The organism is Micromonospora sp. BL1, from assembly GCF_003667485.1.
GTDB classification, from domain to species: domain Bacteria; phylum Actinomycetota; class Actinomycetes; order Mycobacteriales; family Micromonosporaceae; genus Micromonospora; species Micromonospora tulbaghiae.
This window is the reverse complement of record NZ_RCVK01000261.1, coordinates 1-15,428: the sequence shown is the minus strand read 5'-3', so window position 1 is coordinate 15,428 and position 15,428 is coordinate 1. Positions and strand designations below refer to the sequence as shown.

17 protein-coding genes are annotated in these 15,428 nt (G+C 73.3%); 10 read left to right on the top strand and 7 right to left on the bottom strand.

Going from position 1 to position 15,428, the window contains the following annotated elements; translation table 11 throughout:
- Nucleotides 1–76: 76 nt before the first annotated feature.
- Complete coding sequence (locus EAD96_RS18250) at nucleotides 77–724, top strand: FMN-dependent NADH-azoreductase (RefSeq protein ID WP_120571794.1); 648 nt, start codon at nucleotides 77–79, stop codon at nucleotides 722–724.
- A gap of 79 nt (nucleotides 725–803) precedes the next feature.
- On the opposite strand, the gene EAD96_RS18245 is transcribed toward EAD96_RS18250, so the two are convergent.
- The 3 genes from EAD96_RS18245 to EAD96_RS18235 form a co-directional block, all read right to left on the bottom strand.
- Nucleotides 804–1,838: a 2-oxoacid:ferredoxin oxidoreductase subunit beta gene (locus tag EAD96_RS18245; RefSeq protein WP_064447565.1), complete on the bottom strand. Its 1,035-nt coding sequence runs from the start codon at nucleotides 1,836–1,838 to the stop codon at nucleotides 804–806.
- Nucleotides 1,831–3,678: a 2-oxoacid:acceptor oxidoreductase subunit alpha gene (locus tag EAD96_RS18240; protein WP_064447566.1), complete on the bottom strand. Its 1,848-nt coding sequence runs from the start codon at nucleotides 3,676–3,678 to the stop codon at nucleotides 1,831–1,833. Before EAD96_RS18240 ends, EAD96_RS18245 begins: the two co-directional genes overlap by 8 nt.
- Before the next feature lie 196 nt (nucleotides 3,679–3,874).
- On the bottom strand, nucleotides 3,875–5,167 hold the full coding sequence (locus tag EAD96_RS18235; RefSeq protein ID WP_121685150.1) for a hypothetical protein: 1,293 nt from the start codon (nucleotides 5,165–5,167) through the stop codon (nucleotides 3,875–3,877).
- Nucleotides 5,168–5,291: 124 nt separating this feature from the next.
- Between EAD96_RS18235 and EAD96_RS18230 the strand changes: the two genes are divergently transcribed.
- Entirely contained in the window at nucleotides 5,292–5,669 is a 378-nt protein-coding gene (locus EAD96_RS18230; protein WP_013473888.1) for an NADH-quinone oxidoreductase subunit A, read from the top strand.
- 17 nt (nucleotides 5,670–5,686) lie between these two features.
- Here the strand turns inward: EAD96_RS18230 and folP are convergent, their stop codons facing one another.
- Complete coding sequence (gene folP / locus EAD96_RS18225; protein ID WP_120573992.1) at nucleotides 5,687–6,556, bottom strand: dihydropteroate synthase; 870 nt, start codon at nucleotides 6,554–6,556, stop codon at nucleotides 5,687–5,689.
- A 152-nt stretch (nucleotides 6,557–6,708) separates the two neighbouring features.
- Here folP and EAD96_RS18220 point away from each other — a divergent pair, with 152 nt between their 5' ends.
- Genes EAD96_RS18220 through EAD96_RS18205 form a run of 4 tightly spaced genes read left to right on the top strand, consistent with a single transcriptional unit; the run spans nucleotide 6,709 to nucleotide 9,128 of the window.
- On the top strand, nucleotides 6,709–7,350 hold the full coding sequence (locus EAD96_RS18220; protein ID WP_120571790.1) for a DivIVA domain-containing protein: 642 nt from the start codon (nucleotides 6,709–6,711) through the stop codon (nucleotides 7,348–7,350).
- On the top strand, nucleotides 7,347–7,847 hold the full coding sequence (locus EAD96_RS18215) for an SRPBCC family protein (RefSeq protein ID WP_120571789.1): 501 nt from the start codon (nucleotides 7,347–7,349) through the stop codon (nucleotides 7,845–7,847). The genes EAD96_RS18220 and EAD96_RS18215 overlap by 4 nt, the downstream gene beginning before the upstream one ends.
- Before the next feature lie 36 nt (nucleotides 7,848–7,883).
- On the top strand, nucleotides 7,884–8,468 hold the full coding sequence (locus EAD96_RS18210) for a DNA-3-methyladenine glycosylase I (RefSeq protein ID WP_162959173.1): 585 nt from the start codon (nucleotides 7,884–7,886) through the stop codon (nucleotides 8,466–8,468).
- A 36-nt stretch (nucleotides 8,469–8,504) separates the two neighbouring features.
- Nucleotides 8,505–9,128: a hypothetical protein gene (locus EAD96_RS18205; protein ID WP_120571787.1), complete on the top strand. Its 624-nt coding sequence runs from the start codon at nucleotides 8,505–8,507 to the stop codon at nucleotides 9,126–9,128.
- A 21-nt stretch (nucleotides 9,129–9,149) separates the two neighbouring features.
- Here EAD96_RS18205 and EAD96_RS18200 read toward each other — a convergent pair whose 3' ends face one another.
- Both EAD96_RS18200 and EAD96_RS18195 read right to left on the bottom strand, forming a co-directional pair.
- Nucleotides 9,150–9,941 (bottom strand): enoyl-CoA hydratase/isomerase family protein, encoded by a 792-nt coding sequence (locus tag EAD96_RS18200; protein WP_120571786.1) that lies wholly within the window; start codon nucleotides 9,939–9,941, stop codon nucleotides 9,150–9,152.
- Between the two features lie 3 nt (nucleotides 9,942–9,944).
- Nucleotides 9,945–10,763 carry a PaaX family transcriptional regulator C-terminal domain-containing protein gene (locus tag EAD96_RS18195; RefSeq protein WP_121685149.1) on the bottom strand — a complete coding sequence of 273 codons (819 nt, stop codon included), beginning with the start codon at nucleotides 10,761–10,763 and terminating at the stop codon, nucleotides 9,945–9,947.
- 190 nt (nucleotides 10,764–10,953) lie between these two features.
- Here EAD96_RS18195 and EAD96_RS18190 point away from each other — a divergent pair, with 190 nt between their 5' ends.
- Together EAD96_RS18190 and EAD96_RS18185 are read left to right on the top strand one after the other, a co-directional pair.
- Nucleotides 10,954–11,121 carry a DUF3117 domain-containing protein gene (locus EAD96_RS18190; RefSeq protein WP_013283866.1) on the top strand — a complete coding sequence of 56 codons (168 nt, stop codon included), beginning with the start codon at nucleotides 10,954–10,956 and terminating at the stop codon, nucleotides 11,119–11,121.
- 145 nt (nucleotides 11,122–11,266) lie between these two features.
- Nucleotides 11,267–12,766 (top strand): M17 family metallopeptidase, encoded by a 1,500-nt coding sequence (locus tag EAD96_RS18185; RefSeq protein ID WP_121685148.1) that lies wholly within the window; start codon nucleotides 11,267–11,269, stop codon nucleotides 12,764–12,766.
- Nucleotides 12,767–12,815: 49 nt separating this feature from the next.
- Here EAD96_RS18185 and EAD96_RS18180 read toward each other — a convergent pair whose 3' ends face one another.
- A complete protein-coding gene (locus EAD96_RS18180; RefSeq protein WP_081636063.1) occupies nucleotides 12,816–13,466 on the bottom strand; it encodes an O-methyltransferase in 651 nt (216 codons plus the stop codon).
- Between the two features lie 212 nt (nucleotides 13,467–13,678).
- Between EAD96_RS18180 and EAD96_RS18175 the strand changes: the two genes are divergently transcribed.
- A complete protein-coding gene (locus EAD96_RS18175) occupies nucleotides 13,679–14,983 on the top strand; it encodes a S1C family serine protease (protein WP_199733218.1) in 1,305 nt (434 codons plus the stop codon).
- Nucleotides 14,984–15,055: 72 nt separating this feature from the next.
- A partial coding sequence (locus tag EAD96_RS18170) for a preprotein translocase subunit TatB (protein ID WP_121685147.1) occupies nucleotides 15,056–15,428 on the top strand: 373 nt, incomplete at its 3' end.

Sequence of the window (15,428 nt, the reverse complement as noted above, 5' to 3'; positions counted from 1 at the left end):
TTACGCGCTCCGAGGAACATCGACCTGCTATAAATAGTTGGCTCTACACGAACGATCGTCGGAGGAGGAATCACCAATGGCACACCTACTGCACATCGACTCCAGCATCACCGGGGAGCGGTCGATCAGCCGGCGGCTCACCGCCCGCGCCGCCGCCGCCTGGCGCGCCGCCCACCCGGACGGCACTGTCACCTACCGCGACCTGGGTCAGAACCCGCTGCCGCACCTGAACACCGCCAGCGGCCTCGCGCGCATGGTGCCGCCGGATCAGCACACCCCCGAGCAGCAGGCTTCCTGGCAGCTGACCCAGGAGGTGGTGGCCGAGGTGAAGCAGGCCGACACGGTCCTGCTCGGGCTCCCGCTCTACAACTACGGCCCGCCCAGCAGCGTGAAGTCCTGGGTCGACCACCTGATCGCCCCCGGCATCGCGTACGACCCGGTGACGAACGCCGGGCTGCTCGGCGACCGCCAGTTCGTCGTCCTGGTCAGCCGCGGCGGCGGGTACGGCCCGGGCACCCCGCGCGAGGGCTGGGACCACGCCGAACCGTGGCTGCCGCACGGCCTCTCCCTGACCGGGCTGGACCCGCGGTTCATCTGCGCCGAGCTGACCCTGGCCCCGGTCAACCCGGCGATGGCCGAGCTGATCCCGCTGTTCGAGCAGAGCCTCGCCGCGGCCGAGCGGGCCGTCGACGAGCTGTGGGTGCCCGCCTCGGCGGCCGCCTGACCGGGCCGCGTCACACGCGAGGGGCGGGCCGTTCCGCGGGGGAACGGCCCGCCCCTTCGCGTGACGGGTCAGCGGTGGATCAGAGGATCGTCCAGGTGTCGCCGCTGCCGAGCAGCGCCGCGAGCTGCTGCTCCGGGGTCTTGTCCACGCCCGCCTTGGCCGCCGCGACCTGCTCCTGCACCACGCTGTCGTAGGAAGGGCGGTCCACCGACCGGAACACCCCGATCGGGGTGTTGCTCAGGTCCAGGCCGGGCAGCCGGGACAGCGCGAAGGCGTACGCCGGGTCGGCCACGCCCGCGTCGTGCACGACGATCTCCTCGGCCGGCGTGTTCGCGGTCTCCCGGACCTCCAGCCCGAAGCCGCCCGGCGGGTGGACGACGCAGAACTGCCCGTCCTTGCCGAACGTGATCGGCTGCCCGTGCTCCAGCCGGATCAGGAAGTCGTCCCGGGTGGCCGGCTCCTTCAGCGGGTCGAACGCGCCGTCGTTGAAGATGTTGCAGTTCTGGTAGATCTCCACGAACGCCGAACCCTCGTGCTGGGCGGCGGCCCGCAGCACCGACTGGAGGTGCTTGCGGTCCGAGTCGATCGTCCGGGCCACGAACGTGGCCTCGGCGCCGAGCGCCAGCGACAGCGGGTTGAACGGGGCGTCCGCCGAGCCGACCGGCGTCGACTTGGTGATCTTGCCGACCTCGGAGGTCGGCGAGTACTGACCCTTGGTCAGCCCGTAGATCCGGTTGTTGAACAGCAGGATCTTCAGGTTCACGTTGCGGCGCAGCGCGTGGATCAGGTGGTTGCCGCCGATGGAGAGCGCATCGCCGTCACCGGTGACCACCCAGACCGACAGGTCCGGCCGGGACACCGACAGGCCGGTGGCGATCGCCGGGGCCCGGCCGTGGATCGAGTGCATCCCGTACGTGTTCATGTAGTACGGGAAGCGCGACGAGCAGCCGATGCCCGAGACGAAGACGATGTTCTCCCGGGGGATGTTCAGCTCCGGCATGAAGCCCTGCACGGCCGCCAGGATGGCGTAGTCACCGCAACCGGGGCACCAGCGCACCTCCTGGTCGGACTTGAAGTCCTTGGCGGTGAGCTTGAGGGCGACGGGCTCAGACATTCTTCAGGACCTCTTCCAGCATCGTCTCCAGCTCGGCGGCGGTGAACGGCAGGCCGCGGACCTGGTTGTAGCCGATCGCGTCGACCAGGTACTTCGCCCGGATCACGTGGGCGAGCTGGCCGAGGTTCATCTCCGGCACGACCACCTTGTCGTAGCGGCCCAGCACCTCGCCGAGGTTCGCCGGCATCGGGGCCAGGTGCCGCAGGTGGGCCTGGGCCACCGAGAGCCCGCGCTGGCGCAGGCCACGGCAGGCAGCGCCGATCGGCCCGTACGTCGAGCCCCAGCCGAGCACCAGCACCCGGGCGTCGCCGTCCGGGTCCTCGACCTCGACGTCCGGCACCGGGATGGTCTCGATGCGGGCCGCCCGGGTCCGCACCATGAAGTCGTGGTTGGCCGGGTCGTACGAGATGTCGCCGGTCTTGTCGGCCTTCTCCAGGCCGCCGATCCGGTGCTCCAGACCGGCCGTGCCGGGCACCGCCCACGGGCGGGCCAGCGTCTGCGGATCCCGCAGGTACGGCAGGAACGTGGTGCCGTCCTCGCCATTGGGCTGCGTGGCGAACTCGACCCGCAGGTCGGGCAGCGACTCGACGTCGGGCAGCAGCCACGGCTCCGAGCCGTTGGCGACGTAGTTGTCCGACAGCAGGATCACCGGCGTGCGGTAGGTCAGCGCGATCCGGGCCGCCTCCAGCGCCGCGTGGAAGCAGTCCGACGGGGACTTCGGCGCGACCACCGCCACCGGGGCCTCGCCGTGCCGGCCGTACAGCGCCATGTTCAGGTCGGCCTGCTCGGTCTTGGTGGGCATACCCGTCGACGGCCCGGCCCGCTGCACGTCGACGATGACCAGCGGCAGCTCCAGCGCCACCGCCAGGGAGATCGTCTCGCTCTTGAGCGCCACGCCCGGGCCGCTGGTGGTGGTGATGCCGAGCGCGCCGCCGTACGAGGCGCCCAGCGCCGCGCCGACCGCCGCGATCTCGTCCTCGGCCTGCATGGTGACCACGCCGAACTTCTTGTGCTTGCTCAGCTCGTGCAGGATGTCCGAGGCCGGCGTGATCGGGTACGCGCCGAGGAACACCGGCAGCCCGGAACGCACCCCGGCGGCCACCAGACCCAGCGACAGCGCCGCGTTGCCGGTGATGTTCCGGTAGGTGCCCGGCAGCATCTTGGCCGGCTTGACCTCGTACCGGACGGAGAAGTCCTCGGTGGTCTCGCCGAAGTTCCAGCCGGCCCGGAACGCGGCCACGTTCGCCGCCACCAGCTCGGGACGGGCCGCGAACTTGCGCTCCAGGAAGCGCAGCGTGGACTCGTACGGGCGGGAGTACATCCAGCTCAGCAGCCCGAGCGCGAACATGTTCTTGGCCCGCTCGGCGTCCTTCTTGGACACGTCGAGCTCGGCCAGCGCGCCGATCGTCATCGAGGTGAGCGCCACCGGGTGCACCGCGTACCCGGCGAGCGAGTCGTCGTCGAGCGGGCTGGTCGCGTAGCCGACCTTGGCCAGGTTGCGCCGGGTGAACTCGTCGGTGTTGACGATGATGTCCGCCCCGCGCGGCAGGTCGGCCAGGTTGGCCTTCAACGCGGCCGGGTTCATCGCCACCAGCACGTTCGGCGCGTCACCCGGCGTCAGGATGTCGTAGTCGGCGAAGTGCACCTGGAAGCTCGACACGCCGGGCAGGGTGCCGGCGGGAGCGCGGATCTCGGCGGGGAAGTTGGGCAACGTCGAGATGTCGTTGCCCAGCTGCGCCGTCTCCGAGGTGAACCGGTCGCCGGTGAGCTGCATGCCGTCGCCGGAGTCACCGGCGAACCGGATGACCACCCGGTCCAGCTGACGGATCTGCTTGGTCACACCCGCACCTCGCTTAACTGAGCGCCGTCGCCCTCGCCGGCCCGGCCCGCTCCGATTCTCACGTCAGAGCCTACGTCGCCACGTTAGGGCCACCTTGGTCGAGGTCCGACGTATGGGACTGGATCGGGCCGCTGTATGCCCTGCTTTGCAGCGTTTAGTACCTGGGCCCGTAACCCAGATCACCACATATCCATGATCACCGGTCGGTGATCGGACGGTCCGGTGCGGTGATGTCGCTGCGGCGGCGCAGTGAACGGGTCGCCAGCGTCAGCGCGAGCACGACCAGGAGACCGGATACGGCGATCAACGCGACGGCCGTCCGCCGGGTCGAGGTGCCGTCCCCGTCCCGTTCGCCGGCGGCGACGAGCACGCCCTGCGAGCCGGTCGGGGCCGGCGCCCCGCCGGGCGGGGCGGTGTCCGCCGCCGCCGCGCTGATCCGGAAGCTCATCTGCACCTGCCGGTCCCGCCCGCTGCGCGGGTCGAGCCGGCCGATCACCGCGCCGGACAGGGGCGCCCGCCGCTGGGCCTCCGCCGAGGCGGCGAGCGTCAGCCGTACGGTCGCGGTCCGCCCGGCCGCCAGTACGCCCAGTTCGCAGCGGGTCCGGTCGGGGGAGACCGGGGCGCAGCCGCCCTCGGTGCCGGCCGCGGTCACCCCTTCGGGCAGGAGCACCTCGATCCGGCCGGCCGCGTCGACCCTGCCGGTGTTGCCGAGCCGGACGGTGAGCGTGCTGGGCGCGCCGCTGATGTCGAACAGCACCTCGTCGGCGCGCAGCGAGATGCCGGGCACCGGCGGCCCGGGCGGGAACAGCACCGCGAAGCCCTCGTCGTCGTACGCCGCACCGGTCACACCGGGCGCGACGGCGGTGACCTGGACCGATCCGGCCAGCGGCATGGTCCGCCAGGCGTCGCCGTCGACCCGGACCCGGATGGTCGTGCTGAACCGGGCACCCGGCTCCGCGTCCCACCCGACGCAGCTGTGGTTGCCGCCACCGGCCGGCTCGCAGCCCGGGGTGCCCGCGTCGGTCAGCCCGGGCGGCAGCGTGTAGCCCAGGCTGATCCGCTCCGCCCGCCCGCCGGTGTTGGTCACCGTCACCCGCAGCGTGGCCACCGTGGCGTCGGCGTTCCAGTAGGCGGGCGTGAGGACCACGTCCTCGGTGTTCACGCGTACCCCCAGAGGGCCGCCGGCCGGCTGGGCCGGTGGTGGCGGCGGGGTCTTGACCGGCGGCACGACCGGCGGGGGCGCCGGTGCCGTGGTGGCCGGCGCGGTGGTCGTCGGCTCGCCGGTGGGGGCGGGCTCGGTCGGCTCGCCGCCGGGATCGCCGCCCGGCTCCACGGGTTCGATCACCTGGAGCGCGGCGGCCGGCCCCGGGTGTGCGACGGCTCCGGCCGGCGCCACCGCCACCAGCGCCGCGACGAGCGCGGGCGCCAGCAGCGCGAGGGTACGGCGGAGCGCGACCCGCTGAACGGGCGCAACGCGGGGGCGGGCCATCTGTCCTCCGGACGATCAACGAGATCCCATTATTCGGTGATACTTGCCATCAAGCACTAGTCCTGCGAGGAAACGAATTCGTAACGTGTCCGGGACATCTGGACGGGACCGGTACGCTCCGGTCGTGACCGGATATCTCGGCTCGTACGCCACGCTCGGTCTGCTGCTGCTCGCCGCCGTGCTCTTCTTCGTGACGGCGTTCTCCGCGAACCGGGTGTTACGTCCGAGCCGGCCGGCCGAGCCGTGGGGCAAGCGGGCCACGTACGAGTGCGGTCTCGACCCGGTCGGCGGCGACTGGGCCCAGATGCAGATCCGCTACTACGTCTACGCGTATCTCTACGTGCTCTTCGCGGTCGAGGCGGTCTTCCTGTTCCCCTGGGCGCTGGTCTTCGACCGGCCCGGCTTCGGCGCCACCACCGTCGTGGAGATGGGCGTCTTCGTGGCGATCGTCGCGCTCGGCATCCTCTACGCCTGGCGGCGCGGCGTCCTGCGCTGGACCTGACGGCGTCGGACGACCCGTCAGGCGAGCCCGCGCCGGGTCGCCGCCGGCGGCCGGTCGCCCCGGATCGACGCCACCATGTCCAGCACCCGCCGGGTCTCGCGGACCTGGTGGGCGCGGAACACCCGGGCGCCGAGCCAGGCCGACACCGCCGTGGCGGCGAGCGTCCCCTCCAGCCGCTCGGGCACCGGCAGGTCGAGCGTCTCGCCGATGAAGTCCTTGTTCGACAGGGCCACCAGCAGCGGCCAGCCGGTGTCGGTCAGCTCCGCCAGCCGCCGGGTGATCTCCAGGGAGTGCCGGGTGTTCTTGCCGAAGTCGTGCGCCGGATCGATCAGGATGCCGTCCCGGCGTACACCCAGCCCGACCGCGCGTTCGGCCAGCCCGGTCACCGTGCCGACCACGTCGGCCACCACGTCGTCGAAGGCGGCCCGGTGCGGCCGGGTACGCGGGGCGAGCCCGCCCGCGTGCGAGCAGACCAGCCCGGCGCCGGTCGCCGCGGCGACCCGGGCCAGCGCCGGGTCCGCCCCCGACCAGGTGTCGTTGAGCAGGTCCGCGCCGGCCGCGACCGCCTCCACGGCCACCTCGGCACGCCAGGTGTCGATGGAGACGACCACGTCGGGGAAGGCGGACCGGACCGCGGCGATGGTGTCCACCGTCCGCCGGATCTCCTCGGCCACGTCGACCTCGTCGCCCGGCCCGGCCTTCACACCGCCGATGTCGATGATCTCGGCGCCCTCGTCGACCGCGCGTTCCACCGCGCGCAGCGCGCTGTCCTGGGCGAAGGTGGCGCCCCGGTCGAAGAACGAGTCCGGGGTGCGGTTGACGATCGCCATCACCACCAGCTCACCGGGGCCGAACGTCCGTCCGCCCAGCCGCAACGCCCCGGTCATGCCCGCCTCCTCGCCGCCGGACCGCACCGGCCGGTCCGACGCTATCCGGTCCCGCCCGCGCCGCCCGTGCCGGTCCCGTGCGCCGGACGCATTTACGGACCGGACGTCTCGGAGGGCTCGCCCGATCCCGGCCCGCATGCCACGATCTGTGCATGGGTGAGGTTCTGCTCCTCTTGGTCGTCGCGCTGACCGTCGCGGCTGTGGTGTTCGGGGTGACGGTGCTCGTCTCCGGCAAGGATCCGGGCCTCACACCGGCCGAGCCGGACGGGCGGGCCGTACCGCTGCCCGGCAGCCGTCCGCTCGACGAGTCGGACGTGTCCGACGTCCGCTTCGACACGGCGTTGCGCGGCTACCGGATGAGCCAGGTCGACGCGGCGCTGCGCCGGGCGGCGTACGACATCGGCTACAAGACCGAGCTGATCGGCGTCCTGGAGGCGGAGAACGCGGCTCTGCGGGACGGGCGTACCGAGGACGCCGACGCGCTGCGCCGGGCGCGCGAGGAGGCCGCCGCGACCCGCCCCGAGACCGAGCAGGCGCCCGACCCGTCCACCTCCGAGCCGGTCGTGATCGACCTGTCCGCGCCGGAGCCGCCGGCCCGCACCGGCACCGACCGGCAGCCGGTCAGCGGCGACGCCGACGGGCAGCCGGGCCGCGCGCCGGCCGAGGCGGGCGTGGCGGAGGCTCCGGCCGCCGCGGCGACCGAGGACACCGTCTCCCCGGGCAACGGGATCGCGGCCGGGCCCGCCGACGACGACCGGGAGCGCGGTTCGGTGGTCCGCTCGGAGTCGGCGTGACCGGCACCGACCGGCCGGCCGACGACTTCACCGAGGCGTCCCGCCGCGGCGCCGCCGAGGTCACCGCCACGGTGATCGTCGACGCCCCGGCCGACCGGGTGTTCGCCGCGCTCACCGCCTGGGAGCGGCAGTCGGACTGGATCCCGCTGACCCGGGTCCGGGTGGTCGAGGGCGACGGCGGCGAGGGCAGCCTGGTCGAGGCGGTCACCGCGCTCGGTCCGGCCGTGCTCCGCGACGAGATGCGGGTGGTCCGGGTCGACGCGCCGTACGAGGTCGGCGTGGTGCACTGCGGCAAGCTGCTGCGCGGCCCCGGCGTGCTGCGCTGCACCCCGATGGACCGCGACCGCACGCAGGTGGTCTGGCACGAGTGGTTCCACCTGCCGGGCGGGCCGGCCGGCCGGGTGGCGTGGCCGGTGCTCTGGCCCGGCTCGAAGTTCAGCCTCACGCAGGCGCTGAAGAAGTTCGCCCGGCTGGTCGAGCAGGGCCGCCTGCCCTGACCGGGGTTGTCGGTGGGCTGGCCTACCGTGGACGCCGTGACTGACCTGGTGACCGGCGCCGACGGGCTGCCGCGCTGCGCGTGGGGGGCGAGCACCCCCGACTATGCCGTCTACCACGACGAGGAGTGGGGCCGGCCGCTGCGCGGCGACGACGCGCTCTACGAGCGGCTGACGCTGGAGGCGTTCCAGTCCGGCCTGTCCTGGCTGACCATCCTGCGCAAGCGGCAGGCGTTCCGGGACGCCTTCGCCGGCTTCCGGATCGACGCGGTGGCCCGCTACGGCGAGGCCGACGTGACCCGGCTGATGGCCGACGCCGGGATCGTCCGCAACCGGGCCAAGATCGAGGCGGCGATCGCGAACGCCCGGGCCGCGTCGGAGCTGCCCGAAGGGCTCTCGGCGCTGCTCTGGTCCTTCGCGCCCCCACCCCGGGCGGCACGTCCCCGGTCCTTCGCCGAGGTGCCGGCCACCAGCCCGGAGTCGGTGGCGATGGCCAAGGCGCTCAAGAAGCGGGGCTTCCGGTTCGTCGGCCCCACGACCGCCTACGCGCTGATGCAGGCCACCGGCATGGTCGACGACCACCTGGCCGACTGCCACGTGAGCGGTGACCGGGCCGGGGTGTGACGGAGCGCCCCACCTCCGGCGTGATGGGATTGAGGCATGACCGACACCGAGCCGCGTACGAGCGGGACGACAGACGGTGCGACCACGACCGGAGCCTGGGCGGTGCTGCTGCCCGCCGAGCGCTTCGAGGCCGAGCGGCTGGTGCACCACGACGCGCTGGAGCTGACCGGGCTGTCCGAGGCGGCCCGCCCTCGGCCCGGTGACCGGGTGGCGGTGCTCGTCGACGAGCCGCTGCGCCTGGTCGCCCTCGGCCGGGTCGCGCTCGCGTCGTCCGAGACCCGGGAGGACCCGGACGATCCGCAGTCCGACGCGGTGACCGGGTCGCTCGTGGTCGCGTACACCCGGCGGGTGCTCGACGAGCCGGTGCCGGTCGACGGCCCGGCGCCGGACGGCCCGGTCGTGGCGCTCGACCCGGCCCGCTGGCGGTCGCTGGCCGACCGGCTCGGCCCGCCGCCCGCCCGCAGCACCTGGCTGGTCAGCCTGGACCTGCCGATCGAGGCCGCGTCGCGCGCCGAGGCGGTACGGATCTTCTGGTCCTACGTGCAGGAGCTGGGCCCGCGGGAGCTGCCGGCGTTCGTCTCGCCGTACGGCGACGAGCTGGCCATGCAGGCGTTCGTGCTCGGCGTCGAGGCCAACCAGGATCCGGAGGAGGACGACTGACCTCCGGGCCCGACCGGCGGGTCAGCGGCCCTCGAAGACCGGCTTCTGCTTGGCGACGAACGCCTTCGTGGCGGCCCGGTGGTCGGCGGTGGCGCCACAGATCGCCTGCGCCTGCGCCTCGGCGGCCAGCGCGTCGGCGAGCGTGCCCGCGTCGGCGATGGAGAGCTGGCGCTTGATCGCCCCGTACGCGACGGTCGGGCCGGCGGCCAGCCGGGCGGCCAGTTCCTGCGCGGTGGGGAGCACCTGCTCGTCGTCGTCCACCAGCTTGGTCAGCAGGCCCAGCCGGCAGGCCTCGTCGGCGCCGACCGGCTCGGCGAGCATCAGCAGCTCGACGGCCTTGGCGTGACCGACCAGCCGGGGCAGCGTCCAGGAGGCGCCGGTGTCGGCGGCGAGGCCCACCCCGGCGAACGCCATCAGGAACCGGGTCTTCGGGCCGCCGATGCGGAAGTCGGCCAGGAACGCCAGCGAGGCGCCCGCCCCGGCGGCCATCCCGCGCACCGCGGCGACCACCGGCTTGGGCAGGTTGGCCAGCCGGGCGGCGATCGGGTTGTAGTGCGCCCGCACCGTGCCCAGCGGGTCGGCGTCCGAGGCCTCCAGCGTCCGCACGTGCTCGCGCAGGTCCTGCCCGGCGCTGAACGAGCCGCCCGCGCCGGCGAGCACGACCGCCCGGCAGGACCGGTCGGTCTCCAGCTCGGCCAGGGTGTCCCGGAGCGCCTCCTTGAGCGCCACGTCGAGCGAGTTCATCGCCGTCGGGCGGTTCAGCGTCAGGGTGACGACGGCGTCGGTGCGGTCGACGAGCAGCGGCTCGGTCACGGTCTAACGACCCTTCTGTCGGGCGAGGCGGTTGCCGGCGTCGAGGCACTGCTCGACGTACCGGTCGGCGGCCGGCCGGAGCCGGGCCGCGTGCCGGTCGAAGAAGCTGGCCGCGCTGGTGCCGGGCCAGCGTTCGGGCAGCAGTGCCGGGGGCAGTTGCGGATCCCGGAACAGGAACGTACGCCATGCGTGCACGAGCCGGAACCGGGCCGCGTACGCGTCCTCGTCGCTGCTGCGCACCGTGACGCCGGAGAGCAGTGGCTTCTGCTCGGCGACGAAGCGCTCGTACGCCCGGCCGATCTCGGCCAGGTCCCAGGCACGGCGGACCACGCCCATGGCGCCCGGTGTGCCGGCCGCGTGCGCGGCGGTGAACCGCTCGTAGCGCACGCCCGCCTCGTCGAGCATCAGGTCGACGTCCTCACCCGGGCGGGTGGCCACCCAGGTGCAGTCGTCGAGCGTGCCGTAGCCGAGGAAGGCGAGGTTCGCGGCGAGCCGCTGCCGGTCCCGGCGGGACGAGGGCGCGGTGAGCACCAGGAGATCGAACCGTCCGTCCCAGCTGTGCCGCCCGGTCCGGTAGATCCGGGACGCCGCCTCGTCGAGTCGACGAGCCGCCTTCGGGGTGATCGAATATCCCGGTCCGGACGCCAGCCGGAGCGGTTCCAGCCAGCCCTGGCGAACCATCCGGGAGACCGCGGTGCGTACCGCCGGTGGGGCGATCCCGAGCGGGGCGAGCAGCTTGACCAGGGCGGCGACCGGTGCGCGGCCACCCCGGGCCCGGAGGTGGTCGCCGTACAGGTCGAAGAGTGCCGACCGTGCCTGCATGACCGCACATTGTGACAGGCCTATCCAAGATAAGCTAGATGCTGTTACATCAATGCTGCTTCGGTTTGGGTCCGGCGGTGTTCATCAGGGAAAATCGTTGGTCGAGCCTTCCGCGACGGTTGCGGATGGCGATGGCGAAGTGGCTGTGGGGCAACTCACCGACCCTGGTGTAGGTCTGAGGGGAGACAACATGGCGGCGATGAAGCCGCGGACGGGCGACGGTCCGCTGGAAGTCACCAAGGAGGGCCGGGGCATCGTCATGCGAGTCCCGCTGGAGGGTGGTGGCCGGCTCGTCGTCGAGATGACTCCCGACGAGGCCACCGCGCTCGGTGACGCGCTGAAGGCGGCCGCGGGCTGATTCGAGGAGTGTCCCGCGTGGCGTCCGCCGCGCGGGCGGTTCGTCCTACCCTGAGCCACCGGCATGCCCGGTGGCTCAGGGTCTTTCCTCTGCGGGTGCGTGGTAAAACGTGCCCGTTCAACCCATTTCGGAGGTACGGTCCAGCGTGCTGGTCATTCGTCTGGTGAGTGGGCCCGCGGGGCCTGACGCTCTCGTCCTGCCCGTCCGTCCCGGAGGGCCGGACTCGCCGGACTCCCTGGCCTCGCCGGACTCCACGGCCTCGCTCGCACCCGGACTGGTCCCGACCGCCGTGCCGATCGGCGACGACGTCCGGGCCGAGGCCGCCGCCGTACTCCCCGCCGCCCGGCTCACCGGCGCGGCCGGTGAGGTGCGCGAACACCTGCGCCCCGGTGGCTCCCCGGCGCGGCTGTGGCTGCTGGGCGTCGGCGACGGCGACGAGCGCGACTGGCGCACCGCCGGAGCGGCTCTCGCCCGCGCGGCGAAGGATGAGACGCAGATCACCATCGCGCTTCCCGGCGAGGCGACGGCGGCGCTGCGTGGCCTCGCCGAAGGGCTGCTGCTCGGCTCGTACCGCTTCCGTCTCACCGAGGCCGGCAAGCGGCCCGCCCTGGCCGAGGTGGCGGTGCTCGTCGACGACCCGGACGCTCTCGCCGGCACGCTCGACGCCGCCCGGGCCACCGCCGAGACGACCCGGCTCGCCCGGGACCTGACCAACATGCCCTCGTCCACCAAGAACCCGGAGTGGTTCGCCGCGCAGGTGGCCGAGGCCGCGTCCGGGCGCCCCGACCTGCACCTGCGGGTACGCGGCCCGGAGGAGCTGGCGGCCGAGGGCTTCGGCGGCCTGCTGGCCGTCGGCGGCGGCTCCGCGACCGGACCGCGCCTGGTGGAGCTGGACTGGCGGCCGGAGGGCGCGCGTACCCACGTGGTGCTCGTCGGCAAGGGCATCACGTTCGACACCGGCGGCATCTCGATCAAGCCGGTGCCGGCCATGAAGCTGATGCGCAAGGACATGGCCGGTGCCGCCGCGGTGATCGCCGCGACGCTCGGCGCCGCCGAACTGCGCCTCCCGGTACGGGTCACCACGCTCGCCCCGCTCGCCGAGAACATGGTCAGCGGCTCGGCGTTCCGCCCCGGCGACGTGATCCGGCACTACGGCGGGCTGACGAGCGAGAGCACCAACTCCGACGCCGAGGGCCGGCTCGTGCTCGCCGACGCGCTGGCGTACGCGGTCCGCGAGCTGAAGCCCGACCTGCTGATCGACCTGGCGACGCTCACCGGCGCGAACGCCGTCGCCCTGGGCAAGCGGCACGCCGCGCTCTACAGCGAGAACGACACGCTCGCCGCCGGTCTGCTCGACGCGATCACCGCGGCCGGCGAGCGGGCCTGGCGGATGCCGTTGGCCGACGACTACGTGGAATACCTGGCCAGCGAGATCGCCGACCTGCACAGCTCCCCGGCGCAGGGCGCCGGCTCGGTGGTCGCCGCGCTGTTCCTGCGGGAGTTCACCGGCGACCTGCGGGACCGGTGGGCGCACCTGGACATGTCCGCGCCGTCGTGGTCCGACGACACGCACGGCGAACTGGTCAAGGGCGCTACCGGCTGGGGTGTGCGCGGCCTGCTGCGCTGGCTGGCGACGCTGGGCTGAGCCGGCCGTCGACTGGCCGACTCAGGCGTGCAGGGCACGCCGGCCTGACTCAGGCCTTCACGGCGGCCAGCAGGCCGTGGCCGACCGGCAGCAGCGCGGGCACCCAGTGCTCCGACTCGCGGATCGCCTTGATCGTCTCCCGCACGGTGACCGTCTCGACGTCCCGCGCCGCCGGGTCGCCGATCCGGCCGGCCGCCAGCGCGCCGTTGAGCGCGAGCACGCCGCCGGGGCGCAGCAGCCGCAGCGCCGCGTCCACGTACGCGGCGAAGCCGGTCGACACCGCGTCCACGAAGACCAGGTCGTAGGCGCCGTCCGCGAGCCGCGGCAGCACGTCGAGGGCCCGGCCGGTGATGATCCGGGTACGCCCCGACGGAAAGCCCGCCTCCTGGAACAGCCGCCGGGCGATGCGCTGGTACTCGACCTCGACGTCGATCGTGGTGAGCACACCGTCGGGGCGCATGCCGCGCAGCAGCCACACGCCGCTCACCCCGGTGCCGGTGCCGATCTCCACCACCGCCCGGGCGTTGCCGGCGGCGGCGAGCAGCCGCAGCGCGGCACCCGACCCGGGCGTGACCGCCTCCACCCCCACCTCGTGGGCGAGGGCGCGGGCCGTGCGCAGCACGAGATCCTCGGTGACGAAAGACTCGGCGAAGTGGAGCGCCTGGGCCGTCGAACTGCCGTGACCGGCGACCGTGGCGATGGGACACCTCCGAGGGGCGGACTGGTGCGAGGGGCGGTATGCACTGTGAGCGTAGAGGCGGGCCGGTACCGGCGCAGCCGCGAGTCCGCCGTCGAGCGCTCACGGACGGCAACCCCTGACCCCGTTCGCGCCATCCGTGTAATCCTGGATGTGTCCCGCGCGTCACTGTCGTCCGGCTCCGCCGGCCGTCGGCGCGGGGCCAGCGGGACTGAGTGGGAGGCACCGACGTGACCGACGGCTGGGACTGGCGGCGGCCCGGCGGATCGCCGGCACCGGGTGGGCCGGCGTCCGGACGACCGCCGCAGGACGCCCCCGGTCAGGCGACGTCGCCGTGGTGGTCCGACGCTCTGGCCGACCCGTGGCGCGACCCGTACGCGCCCGCCGCCGTGGTGATCCCGGCGGCGCCGGCACCAGGGGCGGGGGAGCCGGAACCGGTCACCGACCCGGACCTGCCGACCCGGCCGGGGCTGCGTCAGGTGGTGCTGATCTCCCTGGTCACGGCCCTTCTCGCCGGTTCTCTCGGCAGTGCCCTGACGTACGCCTTCCTGCGCGGCGGTGACGTGCCGACGATCGGCGCGCAGACCGGCCAGGCCCCGGCGCTGGCCCAGCGCAAGCCCGAGTCACTGGCCGGGGTGGCCGAGCGGGTCCTGCCCAGCGTGGTCACCATCCGGGTGGTCAGCCTCGGCGGCACCAGCGAGGGCTCCGGCTTCGTGGTGACCGGCGAGGGCCACATCGTCACCAACGACCACGTGGTCGCCGACGGGACCGGCAAGGCCACTGTCGTGTTCAACGACGGCAGCACCGCCGCCGGCACCGTGGTCGGGCAGGATCCGGAGTCGGACCTCGCCGTGATCAAGGTCTCGCGCAGCGGGCTGACCCCGGTGCAGTTCGGCGACTCCGACGCGCTCGCCGTCGGTGACCCGGTGCTCGCCATCGGGTCGCCGTTGTCGCTCGCCAACACCGTCACCGCCGGCATCGTGAGCGCGCTGGACCGGACCATGCAGGCCGGCGAGCCGGGCGGGCCGACCCGCTACTACGCGGCGATCCAGACCGACGCCGCTGTCAACCACGGCAACTCCGGCGGCCCGCTGGTGGACGGCGCCGGGCGGGTGGTCGGGGTGAACTCGACGATCAAGTCGCTGGTGGCCGACGGACAGGAGGCCGGCAACATCGGCCTCGCGTTCGCCATCCCGATCAACCAGGCGAAGCGGATCACCGAGGACATCATCGGCACCGGCAAGGCCCGGCGTACGGTGATCGGCGCCCAGGTGGGCGGCACCGGCGCCACGGGCGGCGGGGTACGCCTCAACGCGGTCGAGCCGGCCGGCCCGGCGGCGGCGGCCGGACTGCGTACCGGGGACGTGGTGCTGCGGTTGGGCGGCCGTCCGATGACCGATCCGACCGACCTGGTGGCCCTGGTGCGCAAGTACGCGCCCGGTTCCGTGGTGACAGTCGAGTACCGGCGCGGGTCGGCGCGGCAGAACGCGTCGGTGACGCTCGCCGCTGATGCGAAGTGAGGACCCGTCACCCCCTCCCCGATGGTCACCTGACGTGCGTAGTCTGGCCCTGACACGGACGAGGAGGCGGCGGTGTTCGAGAACCTGAACTGGTGGGAGATCGGCGTCCTGCTGCTCCTGGCGCTGTTGATCTTCGGCGACCGGCTGCCGAACGTGATCAGCGACGGCCTCCGGATGGTCCGCAACCTGCGCAACATGGCGCGCAACGCCACCGGCGACCTGAGCCGCGAGCTGGGCACGGACATCCAGCTGGAGGATCTGCACCCCAAGGCGTTCATCCGCAAGCACCTGCTGAGCGAGGACGACGAGCAGGCGATCCGCAAGCCGCTCCAGAGCATGTACGACAACCTGCGCTCGGACGTCACAGGCGTGCACGACGAGCTGAAGGACGTCGCGAAGGCCGCCGACCTGCGCACCCCCAGCGTGGCCACCAGCACCCCCACCC